Genomic DNA, 25,758 nt, shown 5'->3' with positions numbered 1-25,758 from the left:
GCCGGCGGCCGTTGAGTGCGCGATGCGGGTCACGCGCCCTCCGTACTGGGAGACGACGAGGCTGCCGTCCTCCATCTCGACAACGCCGACCGGCAGCGGGTCATGCGCCGGCCTCCTGCGCGAACACGTCGCGAGCGGCCGCCAGCCCGTTGAGCGCCGACGGAAAGCCGGCGTAGACCGCCATCTGCATGATGGTCTCCACGATCTCCGTGCGGCTCACGCCCACGTTGAGCGCGCCGCGGATGTGCACCTTGAGCTGCGGCGCCGCATGGCCCAGGGCCGTGAGCGCGGCGACCACCGCGATCTCGCGGCTCTTGAGGTCCAGCCCGGGGCGGCTGTAGATGTCCCCGAAGGGGAACTCGATCAGGTAGCGGGCGAAGTCCGAGGCGATGTCCTGCAGGCTCTGCAGCACGTGCTCACCGGCCTGCCCGTCCACCTCCCTGAGCTTTGCGAGTCCGCGCTCGTAGCGGTCGTCGGTCGTTGCGGTCGTCATCGGCATGGCGGTGTCCTTTCTCGGTACGGGTTTGGGGCGGCAGGGACTGCTCCAGTGCGCGGTAGTGATCGATCTTGGCTTCCAAAGCCTCGGCCGACCGGCGCATCTCGTCGATGGCCGCGAGCACGTCTGCCAGATGCGTTTCGAGCATCCGGCGGCGTTCGGGCACCGTCGCGTCCCCGGCGCCGCGGAGTGCCGCGAACGCCCGCATCGCACCGATGGGCATGTTCGTCGTCCGCAAGCGCAGCAGGAAGTCGATCCAGGCGATGTCCGAAGCCGCATAGCGCCGCTGGCCACCGGCCGCGCGCGCGACCGGCGCGATCAGGCCGATGCGCTCGTAGTAGCGCAGCGTGTGGACCGTCAGGCCGGTGCGCCTGGCGACCTCGTCGATGCCCAGAAAGGATTCCATGCGGCGATTCTCGAAGTTCGAGCGCGCTCGAAGTCAAGCACTTCATGCCGCTTTTTTAGCTTCCTATACCCCCTGCTCATCTACCTCAGAGCGCCCGAACCGCAAGCGCTTCAGACCTATACTCCCTGCCTGACTGCAAAGGACGGATCCAGCGCGCTGTAGCCCAGGCCCACGCCCTTGCGCACGCGGATCTGCACGGGGATGCGCTCCTTGACCGCCTCGACGTGGCTGATCACGCCGATGGTCTTGCCCGCGGCGTTGAGCGTGTCGAGCGCATCGAGCGCAACTTCGAGCGTGTCGCCGTCGAGCGTGCCGAAGCCCCCGTCGAGGAACAGCGATTCGATGCGCGTGCGGTGGCTCACCAGGTCCGACAGCGCGAGCGCGAGCGCCAGGCTCACGAGGAAGCTCTCGCCGCCCGAGAGCGTGCGCGTGTCGCGCGCGACGTCGGCCTGCCAGGTGTCGATGACTTCGAGCTCCAGCTCGCCGCGGCTGCGGCGCGCGAGCTGGTAGCGGCCGTGCAGCCGCGCGAGCTGGCGGTTGGCCAGGTGCACCAGGTGGTCGAGCGTGAGGCCCTGGGCGAAGCGGCGGTACTTGGCACCGTCGGCCGAGCCGACCAGGCCGTTCAGGTGCTGCCAGACGTCGCTGTCGGCCTGGCGCGCGGCGATCTCGTCGAGCAGCGCCTGCTGGCCTGCGCGCCGCCGGGCATCGTCGCGCAGCTGGCCGTCGATCGCGCCCTGGCGCAGCGCCAGCTCGCGCTGCCGCTGGCCGAGCGCGGCCACCTGCGCGTCGAGCGCCGGCGCGTCGGCTTCGTCGGCCTGCGGCGATGCGAGCAGATCGGCGAGTGCTTGCGCGGCATGGGCCGCGAGCGCGCGGGCTTCGGTGCCGGCGCGCTGCAAGGCGTCGCGTTGGCTTTCGAGCCGGGCGTATTCCTCGTCGCCGATGCAAGCCACGAGAAAGGCGTCTTCATCGGCGAAGACGCTGTCCGCCAGGGCGGCTTTCCAGCGCTGCCGCGCGGCTTCGGCTGCGGCGCGGGCTTCGGCCGCCTGCGCCTGCAGGGCCTGGGCGCGGCCGGCCAGTTCGTCGATGCGGCGGCGGGCGCCGTCGAAGGCGGCTTCGGGGTCACCGTCCGGCGCGTCCGGGCCGGCGCCCTCCTCCGCAGCAGCGGGCGCAGGCGCGGCGGCGCGGGCGTGCCAGGTCGCGCCGTCCGCGTCGGCCGCGGCCTGGGCCGCCCGCGCACTGTCGCGCTCGCGCAGCGCGGCCTCGTGCTGCCGGCCGGCGTCCTGCCATGCGAGGTGCAGCGATGCCTGCTGCTCCAGCCAGGCCGCGGCGTCCGGCGGCGGTTCCAGACCGACGGCGGCCAGCTCCTGCTGCCAGGCGGCCAACGCTTCGGCCTGCCGCTGCTGCTCGCGGGCCTGCTGGGATCGGAGTTCTTCCAGACGGGCGTCGGCGCCATGCGCGGCCTGGCCGGCATCGGCGGCGGCCTCGCGCGCCGTGGCCAGCGCCGCGGCCGCCTGCGTAGCGAGGCCGCGGGCCGATTCCAGGGCCGCACGTGCGGCGGCGATCGTCTGCAGGGACTGCCGCAGCGCCGCGTACTGCGCTGCATGGCGGTCGCGTTCGGCCTCGACCGCGGCGCGGTCGCGCAGCGCGAGGCCCAGGTCGGCGCAGCGCCGGCTCCATGCGGCTGCGGCTTCCTGCTGCTGGCCGTGCAAGTCGGTGATCCGCGCGACGGCCTCGGCGTGGCGCGCGCGGGTCTGCGCCAGGTCGTCGGCCAGCCGCAGGCCCTGCTGGGTGAGGCTGTCGAGTTCGGCCCGGCTGGCGTCGCGCAGCCGCTCGGTGGCCGGCACGTCGAGCGCGGCATAGGCCGCGACGGCCGGGTGCTCGGTCGCGCCGCAGAGCGGGCAGGGCTGGCCGGGCTGCAGCTGGCCGCGGTGCGCTTCGAGCGCCTGGATGCGCTGCTCCTGCGCCAGCAGCAGCTCGCGCTCGCGCAGCTGCTGGCGCACCGCGCTCCAGCGTTCGCGCTGGGCCCGCACGGCCGCTTCGGCCTGCGCCAGGCGCTGGTGCAGCGGCGGCAGCGCCTCCTGCGCCTGCACGGCCTGTGCGTCGAGCCGTTCGCGCGCCGCGGCCGCCTCCTGCCACTGGTCGAGCGCATGGCCGCGTGCGACGAGCGCCAGTTCGGCATCGCGCCAGGCCGGCTCGTCGCGCCCGCCGAGCGCCTGCTCCCAGGCCGCGCGGCATGCGGCTTTCTGCGACTGCGCCTGCTGCACGGCGGCCTCGGCCGCCTGCACCGCCTGGGCGCGTTCGGCCTGCAGCTGGCGCTGCGCCTGCCGTGCGGCTTCGGCCCGCGCGACGGCCTCGGCTGCCGCGGCCAGGTCGTGCGCGCGCTGCCGCTGATCGGCGATGCGGCCGCGCCAGCCGGCCAGCTGCTCGCCGATGCGGGCCTGGTGCGGCGATGCGGCGGCCAGCTGCCGGGCCAGCGCGGCGATGCGCTCCTCCACGGCGGCCTGCTTGGCCCGGGCCGCGGCGGCGGCCCGCCGTGCCATCGCCAGGCCCTGCGCCACCGCGCGCTGCCAGTCCGCCCGGGCCTGCGCCTGCGCCTGGGCGCAGCGCGCCAGCTCGGCGTCGGCGGTGCCGGCGGCGCTCTCGGCCTGGCGCAGGGCCGCATGCACCGGCTGCAGCCGCCGCGCCGGCTCTGCGGCGGCCAGGCGCTGCAGGTCGGGCGCGGCGGCGTCGAGCGCGGCGCGCGTCGCGGCCACGCCGCCATCGGCCGCGGCCGCGCGCGCCCGGGCATCCGTCAGCCCGGCGAGCCACTGGCGACGGGCCTGCGCATCCCGCAGTGCGACCGCGAGCGCGCTTTCCTCGGCGGCGAGCGCGGCGGCTTCTTGCGCGAGCGCGGCGCGCTGGTCGGCGTCGAGCAACTGCACGCCCTCGGCCCGGATGCGCAGTTCGCGCACGCCGGCCTCGGCCGCGCGCGCCCGGTCGAACACGCGGCGCGAGATCTCGCCGTAGATCTCGGTGCCGGTCAGCTCCTCCAGCAGTTCGGCTCGCTCGTTGGCGCCTGCTTCGAGGAAGGCCGCGAAGCCGCCCTGCGCCAGCAGCATTGACCGGGTGAAGCGGCCATAGTCCAGGCCGGTGGCCTGCTCGGTCAGGCGCAGCTTCTCTTGGATCTTGTCGGTGAGGATGGTGCCGTCCAGCAGGGCCAGTTCGACCTTGGGCTGCTGCAAGGCACCGTCGATGCGCTCGCGGGCGCGTCGCTGGCTCCAGAAGGCGCGGTAGCGCCGGCCGCGGGCCTCGAACTCCACTTCGGCCAGGCAGTCGGCCGTGTGGCGGGTCATGAGTTCGTTGCCGCCGGCCGACAGCGCCGCCATGCGCGGCGTGCGGTGGTAGAGCGCCAGGCAGATGGCGTCGAGCAGCGTGGTCTTGCCGGCGCCCGTCGGGCCGGTGATGGCGAACAGGCCGGCGGCGGCGAACGGGTCGGCGGCGAAGTCGATCTTCCACTCGCCGCGCAGCGCGTTGAGGTTCTTCAGGCGCAGGCTCAGAATCTTCATGGCGCGCCCTCCCCTGCGCGCACGTCGTCCACCACGGCGCGGTGCAGCGCCAGCAGCCGCGTGCGCAGCGCCTCGTCCAGGTCTTCGGCCGCCAGGCGACGCTCGAACACCTGCGACGGATCGAGCTCGTCGAGCGTCTCGCGCACCGTGCCGGCAGCGGTCGCGGCGGCGGCCGTGCCGCGCGCGCGTCGCACGCGCAGCACCTCCGCATGCAGGCCTTCGGCCATGCGCGCGACGCGCGGCTGGAGGTCGGAGAGATAGTCGTCGGCAACGACCTCGACCTCCAGCCAGGCCGGCTGCGCCGCGCTGGCCGCATGCGCCGCCCGGGCCAGCAGTGCCGGCAGGTCGTCGAGCCGGCCGCGCACGCTGGCCAGCGGCTGGAAACGGGGCACCGGCAGCGGCGTGATCGCCTGCAGACCGGCGAGGTCGAAGTCCACCAACAACACCTCCTTGCGCTGCGCCGCCTCGTCGAACGACAGCGGGATCGGCGAGCCGCTGTAGCGGATGTGCTCGCGCCCGCCGACCTTCTGCGGCTGGTGGATGTGGCCGAGCGCGATGTAGTCGGCGGCGGGGAAGGCGTCGGTCGGGAAGGCCTCCAGCGCGCCCACGTAGATCTCGCGCACCGCCTCGCTGCGGCTCGCGCCCACCGTGGTGAGGTGGCCGGTCGCGACGACCGGCAGGCCGCCGAGCGCGGCGCTACGCTCGCGCGCCAGCAGGTGCAGGCCGTCGTAGTGGGCGCGGATGGCTTCCTGCAGCGCGAGCTGCTTGTCGGCCGCGCCCTGGCCGGCCTGGCTCTGTACCGCCAGATCGCGCGGGCGCAGGAAGGGCACGGCGCACAGCACCGCCCCCGGCGTGCCGCCGCGGCGCGACAGCACGAGCACCTGCTCGGCCGGGTCGGCGGCGGCCGCCGGCACCACGCGGCAGCCCACGCGGACCAGCAGCGCGCGGCTTTCGGCCAGCACCGCAGCCGAATCGTGGTTGCCGCCGAGCACGACGAGTTCCGCCCCGGCATCGCGGATGGCGCCGACGGCCTGGTGGTAGAGCTCGCGCGCATAGCTCGGCGGCGCACCGGTGTCGAACACGTCGCCGGCGACGATGACTGCGTCGACCCGGTGCGCGGCCACCTGCTGCGCCAGCCAATGGACGAAAGTCTGGTGCTCCGCCTGGCGTGTGCGGCCCATGAAGTGCTGGCCCAGGTGCCAGTCGGAGGTGTGGAGGATTCGCACGAAGGAAGACGGTGGAGCCAATGGATGGGTCGGCTATAATGCCGGGTTTTCGGCGGAAAGTACTGTGCAATGGGTGTGCAGCGGCTACCGCGACAGACCAGAAAGGCCATCCGCCATGCCCAAGCAAGGTATTCACCCGGACTACCGCGAAGTCCTGTTCGTCGACCTGTCCAACGGCTTCAAGTTCGTGACCCGTTCGACCGTCGCCACCCGCGAGACCGGCACCACCGACGACGGCCGCGAGCTGCCGCTCTACAAGCTCGATACCTCCAGCGAATCCCATCCGTTCTACACCGGCACGCAGAAGTCGGTCGACAACATGGGCGGCCGCGTGGAACGCTTCCGCAACCGTTTCGGCAAGACCCCGATCGCCAAGTAAGCAGGCGTTTCGGTCTGCGGCCCGCAGCCGCAGTTCGCACCAAGGCAGCCCGGGTTCTTCCGCGCTGCCTTTTGTTTTGCCGCTGCGCCGCCCCAAGACAAAAAGCGCCCCTCGGGGGACCGGGCGAGCGCATGGCGCTTGCCCGAGGGCCTGTTTTTCCCGCTATCCTCGGCCGGCCCCTTCCTGTCCGGCGCCCTACCGCGTGAATTCGCCCACCCCTGCCATCGTTGCCCAGAGCGCCGTGCGCCGCATGCCGCGCTGGGCGCTGCTGCTGTTCTGCGCGGCCTACGTCATCCCCGGCTTCGTCGGCCGCGCCCCCTGGAAGAGCGCCGACCTCACCGCGTTCGGCTACATGCTCGAACTGGCGCATGGCCGCACCGACTGGCTGGACCCGCGCATCGCCGGCTTCGCGCCCGAGACCGACGGCCTGCTGCCGTACTGGCTCGGCGCCTGGTCGGTGCGGCTCTTCGGCAACGTCTTCGGCGTGGAGATGGCCGCGCGGCTGCCGTTCGCGGCACTGCTGGCGCTCACGCTGGTGGCGACCTGGTACGGCGTCTACCACCTGGCGCGCAGCCCGGCCGCCCAGCCGGTGGCCTTCGCCTTCGGCGGGGAGGCCCGGCCAGTGGACTATGCCCGGGCCATCGCCGACGGCGGCCTGCTCGCACTGGTGGCCTGCCTGGGACTGGCCCAGTTCTCGCACGAAGGCACGGCTTATCTGACGCAGCTGAGCTGCACGGCCTTGGTGTTCTACGCGCTCGCTGCGGCACCGCACCGCACGCTGGCACCGGCCGTCTCGCTGGTGCTGGGGCTGCCTGGGTTGGCGCTCAGCGGCGGGCCGGTGCTGGCCGTGGTGTTCGGCGCGATCGGCACCGTGCTGGCCGCGGTGCAGCCAGAGGAGCCCGACGTGGCGCCCGCGCGTATACGGCGCGTGGCCATCGCCGTCGGCCTGGCAACGCTGGCCGTTGTAGCGCTGGCCCAGGCGCTCGCGCTCTGGCGCTGGCGCATCCTGCTACCCGGTGCCGGCGACGGCGGCAAGCAATGGCAGAGCCTCGGCCGGCTGCTGCTCTGGTTCACCTGGCCGACCTGGCCGCTGGTGCTGTGGACGGTCTGGCGCTGGCGGCGGCAGATCGCCAGCCGCCGCGTGCGCCGCCACCTGCTGCTGCCGCTGGGCTTTGCGCTCACCGCGCTGACCGCGACGCTGTTCACCCAGCCGGCCGACCGGGCGCTGCTGCTGGGCCTGCCGTCGTTCGCCGCGCTCGCGGCCTTCGCACTGCCAACGCTGCGGCGCAGCGTCGCGGCCATCATCGACTGGTTCACGCTGCTGTTCTTCACCACCAGCGCCATCACGATCTGGGTGGTCTGGATCTCGCTGCAGACCGGCGTGCCGGCCAAGCCGGCGGCCAATGTGGCCAAGCTGGCGCCGGGCTTCGTGCCGAGCTTCTCGCTGGTCGCCTTCCTGGCCGCGCTGGCCGCCACGCTGGCCTGGCTGTGGCTCGTGGCCTGGCGCACCGGGCGCAACCGCTCGGCCATCTGGCGCAGCCTGGTGCTGCCGGCCGGCGGCGCCGCGCTGTGCTGGCTGCTGCTGAGCACGCTGTGGCTGCCGGCGCTGGACTTCGCCCGCAGCTATGCGGCGCAGAGCCGCAGCGTCGCGCGCATCGTGGGTCAGCCGACCTGCATGGAGTTCTTCGGCCTCAGCCGCGCGCAGATCGTCGGCCTGCGGCACCACGGCCATTTCACGCTGGTGCCGGCCGGGCACGAGCCGCGGTGCGAATGGCTGGCGGTCGATTTCGACGCCCGCGCCGCCCTGCCCTCGGCCGTCGATGCCGCCCGGTGGCAGTGGCGCGCCACCGTCAACCGCCCGACCGACAAGACCGAGAACCTGATGCTGTTCCAGCGCAAGCGCGCCACCGATGGCGGCTGAGGCGCCCACCATCCTGCGCCATGCGGGCACGGTGCTGGCCGGGCAGCTGGCCGTCATGGCCTTCAGCATGGCCGACACCGTCGTGGCGGGGCGCTATTCGAGCGAGGCGCTGGCGGCGCTCTCCGTCGGCTCGGCCGTCTTCGTGAGTGTCTTCGTGGCCCTGACCGGCGTGGTCCAGGGGCTGCTGCCGGTCTGGGCCGAGATGCACGGCGCCGGGCGCCCGACGGAGGTGGGCCGGGCCGTGCGGCAGGCGCTGCTCTACATCTGCGTGCCGGCCGGCGTGCTGGGCGCGGCCGCCCTGCTCTTCCCACGGCCCATCCTGCGCTGGACCGACGTGCCGCCGGCCTTGCAGGGCGACGTGGAGCATTACCTCGCCGTCCTCGCGCTGGCGCTGCCGGCCACCCTGCTGTTTCGCCTCTACGCCACGCTAAACCAGGCGCTGGGCAAGCCGCAACTGGTGACCTGGCTGCAGGTCGGCTCGGTGGTGGTGAAGGTGCCGCTGACGGTCTGGTTCACCTTTGGCGGCCTGGGGCTCGCGCCGATGGGTGTGGCCGGCTGCGCCTGGGCCACCGTGGCCGACCAGGTGGCGGTGCTGGCCATGGCCGTGTGGCTGCTGCGCAGCCAGGCGCTGTACCGGCCCTTGCGCCTGTGGGAGCCGATGGAGCGGCCGGACGGGCCGATGCTCGTGCGCTTCCTGCGGCTGGGCGTGCCGGCGGGCCTGGGCATCGCCGTGGAGGTGACGTCCTTCACGCTGATGGCGCTCTTCATCGCGCGCCAGGGCACGGTCGCGCTGGCGGCGCACCAGGTCGCGGCCAACGTCGGCGCGGTGCTCTACATGGTGCCGCTGTCGCTGGCCATCGCGTCGAGTTCGCGCGCCAGCTACTGGCTCGGCGCCGCCCAGCCCCGGCGCGCCCGGCAGGCGGCCTGGCTGGGGCTGCGGCTGGCGATGGTCGCGGCCGTGGTACTGGCGGCAGCGCTGGCCGTGCTGCGCAGCCAGGTGGCCGGCATCTACACCGGCGAAGCGGCCGTCGCCGCGGCGGCCGCGGCCCTGCTCGGCTGGGTGGCGCTCTACCACTTGGCCGATGCAGTGCAGACGGTCTGCGTCTTCCTGCTGCGGTCGTGGCAGGTGACGGTGTCAACGCTTGTCATCTATTCGGTGCTGCTGTGGGGCCTGGGCCTGGGCGGCGGCCTCGCGCTGGCCTACCGGGGCATGGCGCGCTGGCCGGCCTGGGAATCGCCGGCAGCCTTCTGGGCCGCGGCGACGCTGGCCTTGATGCTGGCCGCGGCCGTCTTCCCGTGGATGCTGCGGCGCGCCATGCGCCGCGTCACGCCGCCGTGACGGCGGCCGGCTGCACCGGCTGGCGCAGGCGCTTGGCCGGCAGCGTGATCGAGAAGGTCGAGCCGGTTCCCGGCGTGCTGTCGATGCGCAGGGCCGCGCCGTGGCGCTGGACCACGTGCTTGACGATGGCCAGTCCCAGGCCGGTGCCGCCGGTGTCGCGCGAACGGCTGCGGTCCACGCGGTAGAAGCGCTCGGTCAGCCGCGGGATGTGCTCGGGCGCGATGCCCGGGCCGGTGTCCTGCACCGAGAACTCGGCGCGGCCGTCGGCCAGCCAGCGCCAGCGTACGGTGATCGTGCCGCCGGCGGGCGTGTAGCGCACCGCGTTGCTGACGAGGTTGGAAAAGGCGCTTTGCAGCTCGCCGGCCGAACCGGCCACCTCGCCGAAGGCTGCGGTATCGGACAGATCGGGGAAATGGATCTCGTGCGCCCTGGCATGGTTGTGCGTCAGCAGCACCGACAGCGCCCGGGCCTCGTCCTCGCAGCGCTGGAGCAGCGGCTGCACCGGGGCCCAGTCCAGCAGGCTGGGCAGTGGGCTGCCTTCCAGGCGCGAGAGCGTCAGCAGGTCGTTCACCACCGTCTGCATGCGCTTGCCCTGCTGGCCCATGAGGTCCAGGTAGCGGCTGCGCTCGCCGGCGTCGAGCTGCAGGGTCTGCAGCGTCTCGATGAAGCCGGCCAGCACCGTCAGCGGCGTGCGGATCTCGTGCGACACGTTGGCCACGAAGTCGCGGCGCATGGCCTCGGCCTGCTCCACCGCGGTGACGTCGCGGGCCAACAGCAGCTTGCGGCCCTGGCCGTAGGGGTGCAGCTGCACCGACAGCTTGACCGGCCGGCCGGCCGTACTGTTGGGGCCGAGGATCACGATGTCGTGCGAGAAATCGCGGCCGGCCTGGTAGCTGTTGAAGGCCGGGTCGCGCAGCAGGTTGCCGATGGGCTGCTGCATGTCGCGCTGCGAATCGATGCCCAGCAGCTGCATCGCCGTCTGGTTGCTCCATTCGATGCAGCCCTGCGGGTCCAGCAGGATCACGCCGCTGGGCGATGCCTGCAGCGCCGCCAGGAACTCCTGCAGGCGGTCCTGGGCTTCGCGCAGCTGGGCATCGCGCAGCCGCAGTTGCTTGCGCGCCCGGTCGATCACGTCGCCCCACAGGCCGCGCAGCGGCGGCGGCGTGCCGGCCGCATCGCCGCGCAGCCAGCGCAGCACGCGCGCGGCGCGCCAGGCGTCCCAGGCGAACCACAGCATGCTGCCGGCGATGGCGCCGCCGCAGGCGCCGGGCATGTTCGCGGCCCGTTCGCCGATGCCCGCCCCCACCACGGGGAAGAGGAGGAAGAAGAAGAAACGCAAGGCCATGCGGCCGCTACCCCGTCCCGGCCCTCAGGCGCGCAGCAGCGCGGAGGCCGCGGTGAAGCGGTAGCCCGCGCCGCGGACCGTCTCGACCATCGCGCCGGCCTCGCCCAGCGCCTCGCGCAGGCGCTTGACGTGCACGTCGACCGTGCGCTCCTCGATGAACACGTGGTCGCCCCAGACGCGGTCGAGCAGTTGGGAGCGGCTGTGCACGCGCTCCGGATGGGCCATAAAGTAGTTCAGCGGCTTGAACTCGGTCGGTCCGACCTTGACCGGGCTGCCGTGCCAGGTGACGCGATAGGTGGCCGGGTCGAGCTGCAGGCCGCCCACGGTCACGCTCTCGCCGGCCTGCTCGGGCGTGCGGCGGCGCAGCACGGCGCGGATGCGGGCCAGCAGCTCCTGCGTGGAAAACGGCTTGGTGATGTAGTCGTCGGCACCGGCGTCGAGGCCGGCCACCTTGTCGGGCTCGTCGCCGTGGGCGGTGAGCATCAGGATCGGCACGGCCTTGGTCCGTGCGTCGGCGCGCCACTTGCGCGCGAGCGTGAGTCCGCTCTGACCCGGCAGCATCCAGTCGAGCAGGATGACGTCGGGCAGCACGGCATCGAGTTCGCGCTGGGCCGAGTCGCCGTCCTCCGCCCAGACCGGCGCGAAGCCGTTGTGGCGCAGGTTGACCGCGATCAGTTCGGCGATCGCGGATTCGTCTTCGACGATGAGGACACGAGGAATCTTTTTCATATCAACTTTCCGTGGCACAGCGCCATGGCCGGCACGGCCCAGGCCAGCGGCGCAGCCGCTTGGGGGATGTCATCTATTGCACTGCCGATTCGATCTGCTCCAGGGAAGTGTGGCGCACGTCGGTGCCCTTGACGATGTAGATGATGAACTCGGCGATGTTCTTCGCATGGTCGCCGATGCGCTCGATGGCCTTGGCCAGGAACAGCAGGTCCAGGCTCGGCGAGATGGTGCGCGGGTCTTCCATCATGTAGGTGATGAGCTTGCGCACGAAGCCGTCGAACTCCCTGTCGATGGCGTCGTCCTCCTTGAGGATGGCGACGGCGGCGGTCACGTCGAGGCGCGCGAACGCGTCGAGCGCCTTGCGCAGCAGGGCCGATGCCAGGTCGGCGGCGACGCGCAGGTCCGACGACGGCAGCGTGCGCGCCGCGCCGCTCTCGATGATCGACTTGACCATGCGCGCGATCTTGGCCGACTCATCGCCGACGCGCTCGAGGTTGGCCGTGGTCTTGGAGATGGCGATCAGGAGGCGCAGGTCGCGCGCCGTCGGCTGGCGCCGCGCGATGATCGAGGACAGGTCGCGGTCGATCTCGACTTCCATCGCGTTGACGCGCTGCTCGGTGTCGATGACCTGGTCGGCGACCTCGGCGCTGAACTGCGACAGCGCATAGACCGCGTTGCGGATCTGCGACTCGGCCAGGCCGCCAAGCTCCATGACGCGGGCCGAGACGGTGTTGAGCTCGCTGTCGAACTGGGTGGAAAGATGCTTGTCCGGCATAAGGAACTCCTCGTTCAATGACACATGGCGCCAGCCGCCGCGCGCAGCCCACGAAACTGCCGTGGCCCAGGCCAGCCGACGCCGCGCGAGGGCCGCCCCGCCGCGCTGGCGTCGCCCCCCTTCCCGCAGCGCGAAGCGCGCAGAGAGAAGGGGGGAGCCGCACAGCGGCTCAGGGGGTTGGTCTCCATCATCCAAAGCGGCCGGTGATGTAGTCTTCCGTTTCCTTGCGGTGGGGCTTGAAGAACATCTGCTCGGTCTCGCCGAACTCGACCAGGTCGCCCAGGTACATGTAGGCCGTGTAATCGCTGCAGCGCGCAGCCTGCTGCATGTTGTGGGTCACGATGACGACGGTGTATTCGTTCTTCAGCTCAGCGATCAGTTCCTCGACCTTGGCAGTGGAGATCGGGTCGAGCGCCGAGCAGGGTTCGTCGAGCAGCAGGACCTCGGGCTTGATCGCGATGCCGCGGGCGATGCACAGGCGCTGCTGCTGGCCGCCGGAGAGGCCGGAGCCGCTCTGCTGGAGCTTGTCCTTGACCTCGGCCCAGAGCGCGGCCTTGCGCAGCGCCCATTCCACGCGGTCGTCCATGTCGGAGGCCGACAGGTTCTCGAACAGCTTCACGCCGAAGGCGATGTTGTCGTAGATCGACATCGGGAAAGGCGTGGGCTTCTGGAACACCATGCCGACCTTGGCGCGGATCAGCGCCACGTCCTGCTTGCTGGTCAGCAGGTTCTCGCCGTCGAGGATGATCTGGCCTTCGGCGCGCTGCTCGGGATAGAGCTCGAACATGCGGTTGAAGGTGCGCAGCAGCGTGGACTTGCCGCAGCCCGACGGGCCGATGAAGGCGGTGACCTTCTTCTCCGGGATGTCGAGGTTGATGCCCTTGAGCGCATGGAACTTGCCGTAGTAGAAGTTCAGGTCCTTGACCGAGATCTTCGACGGCGTGGAGGAAAGCGTTGCGGACATGGTCGAGGTCTTCTCCTTTCTACTTCTGCCGCGTCAGCACGCGGGCGAGGATGTTGAGGCCGAGCACCGCCACGGTGATCAGGAACACGCCGGCCCAGGCCAGCTGCTGCCAGTTCTCGTACGGGCTCATCGCGAACTTGCAGATCGTCACCGGCAGGCTGGCCATCGGCTTGCCCAGGTCGGCGTTCCAGAACTGGTTGTTCAGTGCGGTGAAAAGCAGCGGCGCGGTCTCGCCGGCGATGCGGGCCACGGCCAGCAGCACGCCGGTGATGACGCCGGCGCGGGCGGCGCGCAGCGTGACCAGGGTGATGACCTTCCACTTCGGCGTACCCAGGGCGTAGGCGGCCTCGCGCAGGCCGGCGGGCACCAGCAGCAGCATATTCTCGGTCGTGCGGATCACGACCGGGATCACGATCAGCGCCAGCGCGACCACGCCGGCGTAGCCCGAGAAGCTCTTGAACCGCGCCACGACGACGGCATAGACGAACAGGCCGATCACGATCGACGGCGCCGACAGCAGGATGTCGTTGACGAAGCGCGTGACCGACGCGAGCCAGCCGCGGGTGTCGTACTCGGCCAGGTAGACACCGGCCATGATGCCGATCGGCGTGCCGACGAAGGTGGCCAGCAGCACCATCACGAACGAGCCGAAGATGGCGTTGGAGATGCCGCCCGCTTCGTTCGGCGGCGGCGTCATCTCGGTGAACAGGGCCAGGCTCATGCCGCCCACGCCCAGGCGGATCGTCTCGAACAGAATCCAGATCAGCCAGAACACGCCGAAGGCCATCGCGGCGAGCGACAGGGTCAGCGCGATCTGGTTGACGCGCTTGCGGTGGGCGTACTTGCTGGCCCGGGTACGTTCCAGTTCGGCCGCCAGGATCAGGCGGTCGCCGGTGGTGGAGGGGGGGGTATTCAAGATTTCGCCCCTTCGTTCTTTTTCAGGCGGGTCAGCAGCAGCTTGGACAGCGACCGCACCACGAAGGTGATGAAGAACAGCACCAGGCCCAGGTAGATCAGCGACGCCTGGTGCAGGCCGGCGCCGGCCTCGGCGAACTCGTTGGCCAGCGCCGAAGTGATGCTGTTGGCGGCCTCGAACAGCGAGACGGAATTCAGCTGGTTCATGTTGCCGATCACGAAGGTGACGGCCATGGTCTCGCCGAGCGCGCGGCCCAGGCCGAGCATGACGCCGCCGAGCACGCCGGTCTTGGTGAACGGAAGGACCACCTTCCACACCACTTCCCAGGTGGTGGAGCCCAGGCCGTAGGCCGACTCCTTGAGCAGCGGCGGTGTGACCTCGAACACGTCGCGCATCACCGAGGCGATGAACGGGATGATCATGATGGCCAGGATGATCCCGGCCGACAGGATGCCGATGCCCACCGGCGGGCCCGACACCAGCGCACCGAGCACCGGCACGCCGTCGAACAGCCGCTGCAGCGGCCGCTGTACGAAGGTCGCGAGGATGGGGCCGAACACCATCAGGCCCCACATGCCGTAGACGATCGAGGGCACGGCCGCGAGCAGCTCGACGGCGGTGCCCAGCGGGCGCTTGAGCCATGCGGGAGAGAGTTCGGTGAGGAAGAGCGCGATGCCGAAGCTCACCGGCACCGCGATCAGCAGGGCAATGAACGACGTGGCCAGCGTGCCGTAGATCATCACCAGCCCGCCGTACTCGTTGCTCACCGGATCCCACACGCTGCGCGTGAAGAAGCCCAGGCCGTAGGCACTGATGGAGGGCCAGGCGCCGACGATGAGCGATGCAAGGATGCCGAGGAGCAGCGCCAGCGTGAGCAGCGCCGCACCCTTGGCCAGCCAGCCGAACAGTCGATCGGCCAGCGCGCCGGACAGACGCGGGCGGGGGCGGGGAGGTGTGGTCATGCATGCATCAGCCCCCGTCGTGCGCGACGGAGGCTGGCCGACCGGCAGTGTAGTGGACACGTGTCAGCCTGTAGTGATGGGGAGGCGTCGTCGGCGCGGCCGGCGATCAGTGGGAGACCGGCTTGCCGGACGTGTCCTTGATCTCGTCCCAGGATTTGCGGATCGAGTCTTTCACCGCGTCGGGCAGCGGCACGTAGTCGAGGTCGGCGGCGATCTTGTCGCCGTTCTTGAACGCCCAGTCGAAGAACTTCAGCGTGGTCGTGGCCTGCTGCGGCTTGTCCTGCACCTTGTGCAGCAGGATGTAGGTGGTCGTGGTGATGGGCCACGCATCCTTGCCCGGCTTGTTGTTCAGGATCTGGTAGAAGGTCCGGTTCCAGTCGGCGCCGGCAGCGGCGGCCTTGAAGGCGGCCTCGCTCGGCGAGGCGAATTGGCCGTCGGCGTTTTGCAGCTGCACGTAGGCGATCTTGTGCTGCTTGGCGTAGGCGTACTCGACGTAGCCGATCGAGTCCGGCAGGCGGCCCACGAAGGCGGCCACGCCTTCGTTGCCCTTGCCGCCGGCGCCGGTGGGCCAGTTCACGGCCGTGCCTTCGCCGACCTTGGACTTCCACTCGGCGTTGACCAGGCTCAGGTAGTTGGTGAAGGCGAAGCTGGTGCCCGAGCCGTCGGCGCGGCGGACCACGGCGATGGGGCCGTTCGGCAGGCTCACGCCGGCATTCAGCGCCTTGATGGCCGGATCGTTCCAGTGGGTGATCTTGCCGAGGTAGATGTCGCCCAGGACCTGGCCGTTGAGCTTGAGCTGCCCGGGACCGATGCCCTTGATGTTGACCACCGGCACCACGCCGCCGACCACGGTCGGGAACTGCACCAGGCCCTTGGCCTTGAGCTCGTCGTCCTTCAGGGGAGCATCGCTGGCGCCGAAGTCGACGGTCTTGGCTTCGATCTGCTTGAGACCGGCGCCCGAACCGACGGACTGGTAGTTGATGCGCACGCCGGTGGCCTTGTTGTATTCAGCGGCCCACTTGGCGTACACGGGTGCCGGGAAGCTTGCGCCGGCGCCGGTGGCTTTGGTTTGCGCCCAGGCCAGCGAGGTGCCGCCGAGGGCGACGGCCGTGGCGGCGACGGCTACCAGGAACTTGTTCATACAGACATCCTTGTTTCGGGTGACGGGAGGGGGATGCAGCGAACTGTAGGTAGCGACTATGACAGCTGTGTGACTTTCTCCGGACGCGGCCAGGCATGGAAAAAGCCGTCATGAAACTGTCATGACGGCTCGCGTTTCGTATACTCCGACCTCTATCTATGGCTTGCGGCCGTCCTTGGCTGGCCAGGATGGTAAAACCCCGGGAGTATTCAGGCGGCGCGCAGCTGCTCGGGTGCCGGCGCCCCGCCGGCCGTGCCCACGCGCACTGGCGGCGGCGTCCCGTTGACCGCATGGTCGCCGGCGATGCGCGTGTGGTAGATGCGCGGGTTGTGCGACGAAATCGTGCGCGCGTTGCGCCAGTGGCGGTCCAGGCCCAGGCCCTCCTTGGCGGCCGAGGCGCCCAACGCGTCGAACAGCACCGTGGTCGCGTCGAGGATCAGGCTGGTGACCACGGTGACCGCCTGGGCCACCTCCAGGTCGGCCTGAGCGTAGACCTGGTTGCGGGCGGCCTCGTCCAGGCCGTCGGCCTTGGCGCGGGCCGCGCGCTCCAGTGCCTCGGCCGCCCTGAGGGTGATGGCGCCGGCCGCGTAGGCGGCGCTGCGCACCTTGCCGACCACTTCGAGCACCTGCGGATCCTGCGACGAGCGCGGCGCGGTGCCGCGGCCCGGGTAGATGCGGCGGCGCGCGGCGACCAGGCTGGCCAGCTCCTGCGTGGCCGCCCGGCCGATGCCGGCCAGCTCGGCCAGGTGCACCAGCTGGAAGAAGCCGCCGGAGTAGCGGAAGCGGGTCGCACGCGGCTTGATGTGCCCGTCGTCCAGTGCCACGTCGGTGAAGCGCACCGTGCCGCTGGCGGTGAGCCGCTGGCCGAAGCCGTCCCAGTCGTCCGTGATCTCCACGCCCGGTGCGGAGGTCGGCACCAGCGCGCCCACGGGCTGGCCGGCCTCGTCGACCGCGCCCAGGTGGATCCAGTCGGCATAGAGCGAGCCGGTCGTGTAGTACTTCCCGCCGTTGAGCAGCCACCGGCCGCCGCCCTGGCGCTCCAGCCGGGTCGCGTAGGTGCCGACCGGCGCGTCGCCGGACTCGGAGAAGCCGCTGCCGACCAGGTCGCCTGCGCCCGCGCGCGCGAGCCAGCGGTCGCGCCAGGCGCCCGGCTCCACATCGAGCAGTTCCTCGACGAAGCCGCCGTGCGAGCGCAGGGCGTTGGTGATGTTGGGGTCGGCCTCCGACAGCTCGATGAGGAGCGCGAAGTATTCGGGCAGGGTCGCGCCCTGCCCGCCCCATTCCTGCGGCAGGCGCAGGCGGGCGAAGCCTTCGGCGCGCAGCGCGGCGATCTCCTCGCGCGGCAGGTGGTGGGTGCGGTCGCGTTCGACGGCGCCGGCGGCGATGCGGGCCAGCAGCGGGCGCAGCGGCCGGGCCAGCGATTCATAACGCGCGCTGGGGGCGGTGCCCCAGTCGAGGCGCGGCGCAGCGATGATGGTATCGGTCATGAATGCCCTCTGCGGTTCAGGCAGCCTGTGCCAGGCTTCGGGCGGCCTGGAAGTCGTACCGCAGGATCGCGATCTCGAAGCCGCGGCGCTGCAGCCAGTGGGCCGTGGTGCGGGCGCGGACGCCGTCCAGATCGTCGATGAGCACCACGCGCGCGCCGCGCACGGCGATGGTCCGGTGCGACACGGCGACCAGCTGGCCACCCTCCGACGAGACCGTGCCCGGCAGGTGGCCGGCGGCGAACTCGGCCGGCGTGCGCACATCGAGCAGGTAGGTGGTGCGGCCGGGGTCGGCTTGCCAGCCGCGGGCCGTGGCCTCGTCCACTTCCGGGATGCTGTCGGCGAAGCTGTCAAGGAAGCCCTGGGCCGCCTCGCGGCCGGCGTCGCTCGCCGGGCCAAAGGTGCGGGTCGCGCCCTCTTCCAGCTGCAGGCCGGCCCGCGTCCAGCCGGCCGTGCCGTCGTCCAGGTAGACGACCTCGTTGGGCACGCCCGCGTCGATCAGCGTCTGCGCGCCCAGGATGGCGCGCGGCAGCCCGGCGCAGGACACGACCACCTTGGTGCGGGCCGAGGGCACGACGTCGGCGAAGCGCAGCAGCAGCTCGGCCGCCGGCACGCCGACGGCGCCCGGCACGTGGGCGCGGGTGAATTCGGGCAGCGTGCGGGTGTCGATGACCACGACGTCCTCGCCGCGGTCGCGGGCGGCCTTCAGTTCCTCGGCCGTCAGCACCGGCGTGCCCTTCTCGGCGCGGATGGCCAGCGAAAAGTCGCGGCCCGAGGTGTCGAAGGTCGGCAGGCCGGCGCCCAGCGCCTCCCAGGCCGGCGTGCCGCCCTGCACCCAGTGGATCAGCGGCCAGCCGGTTTCGGCCAGCTCGTGCGCCAGGCGCTCGGCCGCGCCGTCGCCGCCGTCGATCAGCACGGTGCGCACGGCCTTGCGCGGCACGAAGCGGTCGATGTCGCGCAGCAGCCGGTCGGCCGGCACGTTGGTGGCGAACAGCGGATGGCCCTTGGCGAAGCCGGCCTCGTCGCGCACGTCGAGCAGGGCCAGTTCGCGGCCGTCTTCGAGCCATTCCTTGAGCTGGGCGGGGGTGATCGGGTGGGGTGCAGGCATGGCGCGCTCCTTGCGTTGGTGGGTTGTCGGGAAGAGGAATGCGATCAATGGCCGACGCCGAGCCAGCCCAGCAGCTGACGGCGCAGCGGCGCCAGGGCCGTGTCGCCGGCCGCGCGGGGCCGCGCGGCGGTGACGATGGCTTCGTGGGCGATGGCGCCGTCGCGCATGACGAGCACGCGGTCGGCCAGCAGCAGGGCCTCGTCCACGTCGTGGGTGACCAGCAGCACCGCGAGGCTGTGCCGCTGCCAGAGTTCGCCGACGAGGGCCTGGGCCTTCAGCCGGGTCAGCGCGTCGAGGGCGGCGAAGGGCTCGTCGAGCAGCAGCAGCTCGGGCTGGCGCACCAGCGCGCGGGCGAGCGAGGCGCGCTGGGCCTCGCCGCCCGACAGGTCCCTGGGCCAGGCGTTTGCGCGGTGCAGCAGGCCGACCTCGTCGAGCGCGGCATCGGCCCGTGCGCGGGTGCGTGGGCCGTCCAGGCCGGCGACCACGTTGCTCCAGACGCGCTTCCACGGAAAGAGCCGCGGCGCCTGGAAGGCCACGGCCCGCTCGCGCGACACGCGCACGCTGCCTTCGATCCCGTGGTCCAGGTCGGCCAGCACGCGCAGCAGCGTGCTCTTGCCGCAGCCGCTGGCGCCGAGCAGCGCGACGAATTCGCCGCGGCGGATGTCCAGGTCCAGCCCGCGGATCACCGCGCGCTCGCCGAAGCGCCGCACCAGGCCGCGCACCTGCACCGCCGCGCCGTCCCCGGCCGGCGCGCTCACCGGCCCGCGAAGTTCTGCCGCCATTGAAGCAAAACCCTTTCGGGCAGCCGCACGATACCGTCGGCCGCCAGGCCCAGGACCGCATAGATGCCCAGGCAGAGCACGATGATGTCCACCCGGTAGACCTCGCGCGCATGGGTGATGAGGTAGCCCAGCCCGCCCTGGGCATTGACCGTCTCGGCAAAGACCAGCGCCAGCCAGGCCGAGCCGAGCGCATAGCGCAGGCCGACCAGCAGCCCCGGCAGCGCGCCGGGCAGCACGACCTGGAAGATCAGCCCGGCGCGGCCCAGCCGCAGCGTATGCGCCACCTCGACCAGGGTGCGGTCGACGTTGCGGATGCCCGCGAAGGTGTTGATGTAGAGCGGAAAGACCACCGCATAGGCCACCAGCGTGATCTTGGGCGCCTCGTCGATCCCGAGCCAGATGATGAGCAGCGGCACCAGGCCGGCCCAGGGCAGCGTGCGCAGCATCTGCATCGGCGCGTCGACGATGTCCTCGCCCACGCGCAGCAGGCCCGACAGCAGCGCCAGGCCGACGCCGGTGACGAGCCCGATGGCGAAGCCCGCCGCCACGCGGTGCAGGGACAGCCGCAGCGCCTCGGCCAGTTCGCCGCTGTGCAGCATCTCCAGCAGCGTCTGCCAGATCGTGGCCGGCGCCGGAACCAGGTCCTGGGACAGCCATCCGTAGCGCGTCGAGGCCCACCACGCTGCGGCCAGCAGCACGATGCCGCTGGAGCGTGCCAGCCCGCGCGGCAGAGGCGCGCGGCGACGCTGTGCCGCCGGGAGTATCCTTTCTAGACGTTCGTCTGGCGAGCGCGCTGGCGGTTCAGTCCCGGGGGTATGGACCGCATCAGCGGGCAGACTGAGCGACACTTGCGGATTCCTGGGGGACGATCGGCGAGAAATCCCGGGCCACGTGGTCGGCCACCTTGAACGGCTTGCGGAACTGGCCGCCTGCGGCGAAGAAGTCGATCTGCTGCTGCCAGGCCGCCAGCGTGGCCGGATCGTCGGCCGGCGCATAGGCCTGCGACGACCGGCTGGTCGACAGGCGCGCGGCCTCGATCGAGATCTGCGACAGCCTCGCCACCTGCTCCGACCATTCCTTCGGATGGGCCAGCACCCAGGCCTGGGCGCGGATGATGCGGCGCACGAGGTCGGCCAGCGCGGCCTTGCGGACCGGATCCTGCAGGCTGCTGTCGGGCGCGTAGAGCACGCCCGGCGCATCGACCACGGCCTTGAGCGGCTGCAGCACGCGCGCACCATGCTGGGTTTCGGCGATGGCGGCGTTCGGGTCCCAGACCACGAAGGCTTCGACCTGCCCGTTGACCAGGGCCGACAGGCCGTCGGTCGTGTTCAGGCGAAGGATCAGTTTCTCATCCCAGGGCACGCCGGCCTGCTCCAGCGCGCGTGCGAGCTGGTAGTGCTGCTTGGTGAAATACGGCAATGCGATCTTGCGGCCGCGGAGATCGGCCACGGTCTTCAGCGGAGAATCCTTGCGCACGAGGATCGCGCTTCCGCTCTCGCCGCGCTCGACGGTCGCAGCCAGGATCGACGCCTTCACTCCGTTGGCGATGCCGAAGAACAGGCCCGTCTCGCCGCCAGCGGAGATGTCGACGTAACCAGCGCGCAACGCCTCGATCAGCGGCGGCGTCGAATCGAAATCGGCCCAGCGGATCTTGTAGGGCGCGCCCTCGGCCTCGCCAGAGGCCAGCAGCTGGCGGTGCAGGCCGGTCTTGTTGGGCGTGCCCACGGTCAGCGTGACCTGCGACAGATCGGGCCCGGCGGCGGCCAGCCCGGCAGCCGAGCCTGCCGCCAGGGCCAGCACGGTGCGGCGCCGCGCGGAGAAGAAATTGGAGGAGCGGGAGAGGTAAGTCATCGGTCGTGGCGGCCGGGTCGGTGCAAGCAGCGCATGCTAGGAGCGGCCCGTGGCGCACCCAAGCTACCAATTCGGATATCGCCATGACGATTCCGTCTGGCCGGTTTTGGGCTGTAAAACGGCTGCTTCCCCTGTCATGGCGCTGTCACCGCCCGACGATAAGTTTGCGGGTTTCCTTCGCTCCGAGCCCTCCTGCCATGGCCCTCCTGCCACCCTGCCGTCGCCGTTCCTGGCTGGTGTTCCATGCGAGCGCGGCGGTGGCCGGGGCCAGCCTCGCGATGCCGGCACGGGCCCAGCCCGGCGGTGCGGCCCGGCCGCTCGGCATCGTGCAGATCGCCGACACCTCGCCGGCGCAGCAGGACGTGAGCCGCGACTTCCTCATCGGCTCGCGCGCCGCCTGGCAGGACCTCAACGCCCGCGGCGGCCTGCGCGGGCGGCCGGTGCTGCACCGCGTGGTCGAGACCGACGGCAGCGCCGCCGCCACGCGCGACGCGCTGGCCGCGGCCGCGGCCGATCCGGCCTGCATCGCCCTGTCGGGCTGCGTGGGCGATCCCGTGGCGGCCGCCCTGCCGCCGCTGCTGCTGCGCGGCCCGGCCGCGGGCCTCGCCAACGTCGCGCCCTGGCTGCAGCGCAGCGGCGTGGACATCGGCACGAACACTTTCCTGATCTTCGCCGGCCACGAGGCCCAGATCGCCCATGCGGTGCGCAACCTGGCCGTCATGGGCGTGGCCGAGCTCGGCGTGATCTATGCCGACGCGGCCGCACGCCGTCAGGCGCAGGCCGCCGTGGCGCGCAGTGCCACGGCACTGGGCCTGCGCGTGAGGGACTGGCAGCCCGACGCAGCCGGCCTGCTGCCGCTGGGCCAGCGCCTCGGACCGCAGACGCCGGCCATCCTGCTGTTCGTGGGCGGCGCGCCAGAGCTCCAGCAATTCGTCCAGGGCCTGGGCCGGCAGAAACGGCAGCGCTACGTGGTGGCGCTGGCCGACGTCAGCCTCCAGGTGCTGGCCCCGCTGGGCCTGGCCGCGCGCAGCAGCGCATCGGTGATCGCCGCGCAGGCCGTGCCGCTGGTCACGGCCGGCGTCCCGGTCGTGCGGGCCTACCGCGACGTGCTCGCGCGCCTGTTCGACGAGGCGCCCTCGCCGCTCGGCCTGGCCGGTTTCGTCGCTGCGCGCTACACGGCCGAAGTGATCGCGGCGATCGACGGCACGCCGACGCGCGCCGCCGTGCTGGCGGCCTTCCAGAAGCGCACGCCGGTGGACCTGGGAGGCTTTCGCATCGACTACGACGCCGGCGGCCGCAGCGCCGGACCGGTCACCCAGAGCATGCTGGCGCCGGACGGCCGCATCGTCGGCTGATGCAAGCCGCACTGCATTCCGACACGCGCGGTCCCGGTGGCGCCCGGACCCGGTGCTATGCTGGCCGGCCATCGAAACGCCGCCCGCCGCCCCCGCGCGCCCCCATGAAAAACGGAACCCTTCTCGCCGCCGTGGACCTCGGGTCCAACAGCTTTCGCCTCGAAATCGCCCGCATCGACCACGGCCAGCTCCAGCGGGTGGAGTATCTGAAGGAGACGGTGCGCCAGGGCAACGGCCTGGGCGAGGAGCGCAACCTGACCACCGAAGCGATGCAGCGCGGCTGGGACTGCCTGGCCCGCTTCGCCGAACGCCTGGCCGGCTTCGCGCCGGCCCAGGTGCGCGCCGTGGCCACGCAGACGCTGCGCGAGGCGCGCAACCGCGAGACCTTCCTGACCAGCGCCAACGAACTGCTGGGCCACCGCATCGAGGTCATCTCCGGCCCGGAAGAAGCTCGACTGATCTACCAGGGCGTATCGCACCTGCTGCCGCAGTCCGACGAGCGCCGCTTGGTCATCGACATCGGCGGGCGTTCGACCGAGCTCATTCTCGGGCGCCACTACCATGCCGAGGCCGTGGCCTCGTTCCGCGTCGGCAGCGTGTCGTGGTCCAGCCGCTACTTCGGCGACGGCCAGTTCACGCCGCGCGCCTTCGCCACGGCCGAGATCGCGGCCAAGGCGGTGCTCGACGAGGCGCTTGCGATCTACCGCCGCGACGCCTGGGACGTGGCCTATGGCTCTTCCGGCACCGTGGGCGCGGTGGCCGACATCCTGCACCAGGCCTTCGGCGAGCCCGAGGGCCTGGTGCGCCGCGCCGCGCTGGAGCGCCTGCGCGAGCGGCTGCTGCGCGCGCAGAGCGCCGACCGCATCCGCATCGAGGGCCTCAAGGAAGACCGGCGCGCCGTGATCGGCGGTGGCTTCTCGGTGCTGTCGGCGCTGATGAACCTGCTCGACATCGACGAGCTGCAGGCCGCCCAGGGCGCGCTGCGCCAGGGCGCGCTCTACGACTTGATCGACCGCGAGCTGTCCACCACCGACCTACGCGGCACCACGGTGGACGTGCTGGGCCAGCGCTTCGGCGTCGATGCGGCGCAGGCCGACCGCGTGGCCCGCACCGCCAGCGCGCTGTTCGCCCAGGCCGCGCCCGAAGGCAGCGAGCAGGCCGCACGCGAACTCGGCTGGGCCGCACGGCTGCACGAGATCGGCTGCCGCATCTCGCACGGCGACTACCACCGCCACGGCGCCTACATCCTCGACAACACCGATGCACCGGGCTTCGCGCTGTCGGAGCTGCACCGGCTCGGCCAGCTGGTGCTGGGCCACCGCGGCAAGGTGAGGAAGCTCGACGCCGACCTGTCGGACCCGGTCTTCGCGCTGCAGCTGCTGAGCCTGCGCTTGGCCACGGCGCTGTGCCATGCCCGCCGCGACCCGGACCTGGAGGGCTTGACGCTCGCGCGCACCGACGGCCGCTTCGCGCTGGGCGCGCGGCCCGGCTGGGGCGCCGACTATCCGCAGTCGGCCCACCTGCTGCGCGAGGAAGCCCTGTCCTGGCAGAAGACGGGCTGGGAGCTGTCCGTGCAGGCCGACTGAGCCGCCCGGATTCGGCCGCGACGCAAAGCCTGCGGCCGGGGTGCGCATCGAAACTGTATATACTGTTTATACCGTTTCAACGCCAGCCCGCGCTAGGAAAGAATGACCATGGCAACTGCAACCCCTTCGGCCGCCGCCCCGGCGGCCGCTCCCGCGTCGGCTCCGGCCACTGCCGCGCGCAAGCCGCGCGCCGCGAAGACCGCCGCGGCACCGAAGAAGGTACCCGCCGCATCGGCGGCCAAGGCCGAGCCGGCGAAGGAAAAGGCCACGCCCAAGGACACGGCCGGCAAGAAGCTCAAACTCGTGCGCGACAGCTTCAGCATCCCGAAGTCCGAATATGCCCAACTCGACGCGCTGAAGGCTCGCGCCCAGCAGCTGGGCCAGCCGGCCAAGAAGAGCGAAGTCCTGCGCGCCGGCATCAAGATCCTGGCTGCCCTGGGCGATGCCGCCCTGCTCAAGGCCCTCGCCGCCGTGCCCCCCATCAAGACCGGCCGCCCGAGCGCCGAGGAAGCGGGCGCGGGCAAGCAGAAGTCCAAGGGCTGAGGCCACGGGACGAGTTCACCCCTCCGCCGAGCGTCGGGGCCCTGCTGCGCGGCTTCGTGCGCGAGGAGTGGGAGGACCAGTTGGATTTCTCCACCCTGGAGAAATCCAACGCAGCGAGTGTCAGGACCAGCGACCCCAGCCGAGGGGCCCCATGGCGCGGGATTCTCGTGCGCTGTGGACCGCGCGTCACCGGGAGTCTTTGATCCCCGGCGGGATTGCGGACCGCCGGTAGAATGCGTCCTCCCTGCGCCTGGATGGGAAATTGGCAGACACTTGGAACTTAAAATCTGCTTTGTCAAGTCCTTTCTGCTAGAACTACCGGGCCAGAAGGTCAATAGTGACAGGCCGCAATCTTGCAGCTTTGGCTTGACGGCCAGGGGGGCCAGCTAGGCGCCAGTGGATGGAGGTAGGTATTTTCGGTGCGTTGAGCACTACGCCCGAGTGGTGAAATCGGTAGACACAAGGGACTTGAACAATTTGAGCCTTCGGGGGGAAACGCCCGAAGTGAAGCCCGTCAACTTCGGCGAACGCCCTGGATGCTTTTGCATCCGAGCCAACGCCGAGCCAAGCCCAAGCTACAGCTTGGGAAGGTGTAGAGAGCAGACGGCGGGCACCTACGGCCGCAAGGCTATGGTGAAGGCGTGCTCCAGACCACGAACGCCTGCGTTGAGCAGGGCGGCGGCGAAAGTCGAAGTGGTAAGAAAATCCTTCGCCGAAAGGCGTGCCGGTTCGATTCCGGCCTCGGGCACCAATCCAGAACCGCCCCTGTTCACGTAGAGGGGGCTGTCAGTATTTCTGTGTGTGAGGCGGTTGGTGAACTGGTTTCTGGCTGTTGATCTATCAGGCCCCTGCCAGGCCGCCGGAGGCCCCCCCGGTTGGCCCATGGACCCATGGCTCAGCCCCTC

23 protein-coding genes are annotated in these 25,758 nt (G+C 71.3%); 6 read left to right on the top strand and 17 right to left on the bottom strand.

Translation table 11 applies throughout. The features are described 5' to 3' along the window. Positions 1-100: 100 nt before the first annotated feature. From GAK38_RS10315 to sbcD, 4 genes are all read right to left on the bottom strand, one after another. Entirely contained in the window at positions 101-493 is a 393-nt protein-coding gene (locus GAK38_RS10315; protein ID WP_325343860.1) for a carboxymuconolactone decarboxylase family protein, read from the bottom strand. Continuing rightward, on the bottom strand, positions 417-902 hold the full coding sequence (locus GAK38_RS10310; RefSeq protein WP_325343798.1) for a MerR family transcriptional regulator: 486 nt from the start codon (positions 900-902) through the stop codon (positions 417-419). Before GAK38_RS10310 ends, GAK38_RS10315 begins: the two co-directional genes overlap by 77 nt. A gap of 116 nt (positions 903-1,018) precedes the next feature. After that, positions 1,019-4,447 carry an AAA family ATPase gene (locus tag GAK38_RS10305; RefSeq protein WP_325343796.1) on the bottom strand — a complete coding sequence of 1,143 codons (3,429 nt, stop codon included), beginning with the start codon at positions 4,445-4,447 and terminating at the stop codon, positions 1,019-1,021. Continuing rightward, positions 4,444-5,673 (bottom strand): exonuclease subunit SbcD, encoded by a 1,230-nt coding sequence (gene sbcD / locus GAK38_RS10300; protein WP_325343795.1) that lies wholly within the window; start codon positions 5,671-5,673, stop codon positions 4,444-4,446. Before sbcD ends, GAK38_RS10305 begins: the two co-directional genes overlap by 4 nt. A 115-nt stretch (positions 5,674-5,788) precedes the next feature. Here sbcD and GAK38_RS10295 point away from each other — a divergent pair, with 115 nt between their 5' ends. From GAK38_RS10295 to GAK38_RS10285, 3 genes are all read left to right on the top strand, one after another. After that, entirely contained in the window at positions 5,789-6,052 is a 264-nt protein-coding gene (locus GAK38_RS10295) for a type B 50S ribosomal protein L31 (RefSeq protein WP_325343794.1), read from the top strand. A 250-nt stretch (positions 6,053-6,302) separates the two neighbouring features. Further along, positions 6,303-7,973 (top strand): hypothetical protein, encoded by a 1,671-nt coding sequence (locus GAK38_RS10290; protein WP_443089191.1) that lies wholly within the window; start codon positions 6,303-6,305, stop codon positions 7,971-7,973. Beyond that, entirely contained in the window at positions 7,963-9,312 is a 1,350-nt protein-coding gene (locus tag GAK38_RS10285) for an MATE family efflux transporter (protein WP_325343792.1), read from the top strand. The genes GAK38_RS10290 and GAK38_RS10285 overlap by 11 nt, the downstream gene beginning before the upstream one ends. Here GAK38_RS10285 and phoR read toward each other — a convergent pair. The 12 genes from phoR to GAK38_RS10225 all read right to left on the bottom strand — a co-directional run bounded on the left by phoR (position 9,299) and on the right by GAK38_RS10225 (position 21,369). Next, on the bottom strand, positions 9,299-10,657 hold the full coding sequence (gene phoR, locus GAK38_RS10280; RefSeq protein WP_325343790.1) for a phosphate regulon sensor histidine kinase PhoR: 1,359 nt from the start codon (positions 10,655-10,657) through the stop codon (positions 9,299-9,301). The two genes, GAK38_RS10285 and phoR, sit on opposite strands and share 14 nt — an antisense overlap. 24 nt (positions 10,658-10,681) lie before the next feature. Next, a complete protein-coding gene (gene phoB, locus GAK38_RS10275) occupies positions 10,682-11,386 on the bottom strand; it encodes a phosphate regulon transcriptional regulator PhoB (RefSeq protein ID WP_325343788.1) in 705 nt (234 codons plus the stop codon). A gap of 73 nt (positions 11,387-11,459) precedes the next feature. Continuing rightward, complete coding sequence (gene phoU, locus GAK38_RS10270) at positions 11,460-12,161, bottom strand: phosphate signaling complex protein PhoU (RefSeq protein ID WP_325343786.1); 702 nt, start codon at positions 12,159-12,161, stop codon at positions 11,460-11,462. A gap of 187 nt (positions 12,162-12,348) precedes the next feature. Then, positions 12,349-13,125 carry a phosphate ABC transporter ATP-binding protein PstB gene (pstB, locus tag GAK38_RS10265; protein ID WP_325343784.1) on the bottom strand — a complete coding sequence of 259 codons (777 nt, stop codon included), beginning with the start codon at positions 13,123-13,125 and terminating at the stop codon, positions 12,349-12,351. Positions 13,126-13,144: 19 nt separating this feature from the next. After that, entirely contained in the window at positions 13,145-14,041 is an 897-nt protein-coding gene (gene pstA / locus GAK38_RS10260) for a phosphate ABC transporter permease PstA (RefSeq protein WP_325343782.1), read from the bottom strand. After that, entirely contained in the window at positions 14,038-15,003 is a 966-nt protein-coding gene (gene pstC / locus GAK38_RS10255; RefSeq protein ID WP_325343780.1) for a phosphate ABC transporter permease subunit PstC, read from the bottom strand. Before pstC ends, pstA begins: the two co-directional genes overlap by 4 nt. A gap of 106 nt (positions 15,004-15,109) precedes the next feature. After that, positions 15,110-16,144, bottom strand: a complete 1,035-nt coding sequence (gene pstS, locus GAK38_RS10250) for a phosphate ABC transporter substrate-binding protein PstS (RefSeq protein WP_325343778.1) — start codon at positions 16,142-16,144, stop codon at positions 15,110-15,112. Between the two features lie 209 nt (positions 16,145-16,353). Beyond that, positions 16,354-17,631: an acyl-CoA dehydrogenase family protein gene (locus tag GAK38_RS10245; RefSeq protein WP_325343776.1), complete on the bottom strand. Its 1,278-nt coding sequence runs from the start codon at positions 17,629-17,631 to the stop codon at positions 16,354-16,356. 16 nt (positions 17,632-17,647) lie between these two features. Next, positions 17,648-18,736 (bottom strand): rhodanese-like domain-containing protein, encoded by a 1,089-nt coding sequence (locus tag GAK38_RS10240; RefSeq protein ID WP_325343774.1) that lies wholly within the window; start codon positions 18,734-18,736, stop codon positions 17,648-17,650. A gap of 44 nt (positions 18,737-18,780) precedes the next feature. Continuing rightward, entirely contained in the window at positions 18,781-19,518 is a 738-nt protein-coding gene (locus GAK38_RS10235) for an ABC transporter ATP-binding protein (protein WP_325343772.1), read from the bottom strand. Beyond that, positions 19,491-20,216, bottom strand: a complete 726-nt coding sequence (locus GAK38_RS10230) for an ABC transporter permease (protein WP_325343770.1) — start codon at positions 20,214-20,216, stop codon at positions 19,491-19,493. Before GAK38_RS10230 ends, GAK38_RS10235 begins: the two co-directional genes overlap by 28 nt. Positions 20,217-20,343: 127 nt before the next feature. Further along, positions 20,344-21,369: an ABC transporter substrate-binding protein gene (locus GAK38_RS10225; RefSeq protein WP_325343768.1), complete on the bottom strand. Its 1,026-nt coding sequence runs from the start codon at positions 21,367-21,369 to the stop codon at positions 20,344-20,346. Between the two features lie 197 nt (positions 21,370-21,566). On the opposite strand from GAK38_RS10225, the gene GAK38_RS10220 reads away from it, so the two are divergent. The 3 genes from GAK38_RS10220 (at position 21,567) to GAK38_RS10210 (ending at position 24,853) form a co-directional block, all read left to right on the top strand. Continuing rightward, positions 21,567-22,724, top strand: coding sequence for an ABC transporter substrate-binding protein (locus tag GAK38_RS10220; protein WP_325343767.1), 1,158 nt, complete (start codon positions 21,567-21,569; stop codon positions 22,722-22,724). Positions 22,725-22,828: 104 nt separating this feature from the next. After that, the gene (locus GAK38_RS10215) at positions 22,829-24,310 is read left to right on the top strand and encodes a Ppx/GppA phosphatase family protein (RefSeq protein WP_325343766.1); all 1,482 of its coding nucleotides are present in this window, start codon (positions 22,829-22,831) and stop codon (positions 24,308-24,310) included. 108 nt (positions 24,311-24,418) lie between these two features. Beyond that, complete coding sequence (locus tag GAK38_RS10210) at positions 24,419-24,853, top strand: hypothetical protein (protein WP_325343764.1); 435 nt, start codon at positions 24,419-24,421, stop codon at positions 24,851-24,853. Positions 24,854-25,467: 614 nt separating this feature from the next. On the opposite strand, the gene GAK38_RS10205 is transcribed toward GAK38_RS10210, so the two are convergent. Continuing rightward, positions 25,468-25,758 (bottom strand): hypothetical protein (locus GAK38_RS10205; protein WP_325343762.1); only part of this gene is annotated, 291 nt, incomplete at its 5' end.

The sequence above is a fragment of the Xylophilus sp. genome (assembly GCA_009914555.1).
Taxonomy (GTDB): domain Bacteria; phylum Pseudomonadota; class Gammaproteobacteria; order Burkholderiales; family Burkholderiaceae_C; genus WNDY01.
Note: the sequence above shows the minus strand (reverse complement) of the source record. Positions and strands in the feature narration are given on the sequence as shown.

Excerpts from the sequence above, each read along its gene's own strand:
- pstB (WP_325343784.1), bottom strand. The coding sequence starts at position 13,125 with ATGTCCGCAACGCTTTCCTCCACGCCGTCGAAGATCTCGGTCAAGGAC.
- GAK38_RS10220 (WP_325343767.1), top strand. The coding sequence starts at position 21,567 with ATGGCCCTCCTGCCACCCTGCCGTCGCCGTTCCTGGCTGGTGTTCCAT.
- pstC (WP_325343780.1), bottom strand. The coding sequence starts at position 15,003 with ATGACCACACCTCCCCGCCCCCGCCCGCGTCTGTCCGGCGCGCTGGCC.
- GAK38_RS10235 (WP_325343772.1), bottom strand. The coding sequence starts at position 19,518 with ATGGCGGCAGAACTTCGCGGGCCGGTGAGCGCGCCGGCCGGGGACGGC.
- GAK38_RS10240 (WP_325343774.1), bottom strand. The coding sequence starts at position 18,736 with ATGCCTGCACCCCACCCGATCACCCCCGCCCAGCTCAAGGAATGGCTC.
- GAK38_RS10285 (WP_325343792.1), top strand. The coding sequence starts at position 7,963 with ATGGCGGCTGAGGCGCCCACCATCCTGCGCCATGCGGGCACGGTGCTG.
- GAK38_RS10290 (WP_443089191.1), top strand. The coding sequence starts at position 6,303 with ATGCCGCGCTGGGCGCTGCTGCTGTTCTGCGCGGCCTACGTCATCCCC.
- GAK38_RS10305 (WP_325343796.1), bottom strand. The coding sequence starts at position 4,447 with ATGAAGATTCTGAGCCTGCGCCTGAAGAACCTCAACGCGCTGCGCGGC.
- GAK38_RS10310 (WP_325343798.1), bottom strand. The coding sequence starts at position 902 with ATGGAATCCTTTCTGGGCATCGACGAGGTCGCCAGGCGCACCGGCCTG.
- GAK38_RS10215 (WP_325343766.1), top strand. The coding sequence starts at position 22,829 with ATGAAAAACGGAACCCTTCTCGCCGCCGTGGACCTCGGGTCCAACAGC.
- GAK38_RS10225 (WP_325343768.1), bottom strand. The coding sequence starts at position 21,369 with ATGACTTACCTCTCCCGCTCCTCCAATTTCTTCTCCGCGCGGCGCCGC.
- phoR (WP_325343790.1), bottom strand. The coding sequence starts at position 10,657 with ATGGCCTTGCGTTTCTTCTTCTTCCTCCTCTTCCCCGTGGTGGGGGCG.
- pstS (WP_325343778.1), bottom strand. The coding sequence starts at position 16,144 with ATGAACAAGTTCCTGGTAGCCGTCGCCGCCACGGCCGTCGCCCTCGGC.
- GAK38_RS10315 (WP_325343860.1), bottom strand. The coding sequence starts at position 493 with ATGACGACCGCAACGACCGACGACCGCTACGAGCGCGGACTCGCAAAG.
- GAK38_RS10295 (WP_325343794.1), top strand. The coding sequence starts at position 5,789 with ATGCCCAAGCAAGGTATTCACCCGGACTACCGCGAAGTCCTGTTCGTC.
- GAK38_RS10210 (WP_325343764.1), top strand. The coding sequence starts at position 24,419 with ATGGCAACTGCAACCCCTTCGGCCGCCGCCCCGGCGGCCGCTCCCGCG.
- phoB (WP_325343788.1), bottom strand. The coding sequence starts at position 11,386 with ATGAAAAAGATTCCTCGTGTCCTCATCGTCGAAGACGAATCCGCGATC.
- phoU (WP_325343786.1), bottom strand. The coding sequence starts at position 12,161 with ATGCCGGACAAGCATCTTTCCACCCAGTTCGACAGCGAGCTCAACACC.
- GAK38_RS10245 (WP_325343776.1), bottom strand. The coding sequence starts at position 17,631 with ATGACCGATACCATCATCGCTGCGCCGCGCCTCGACTGGGGCACCGCC.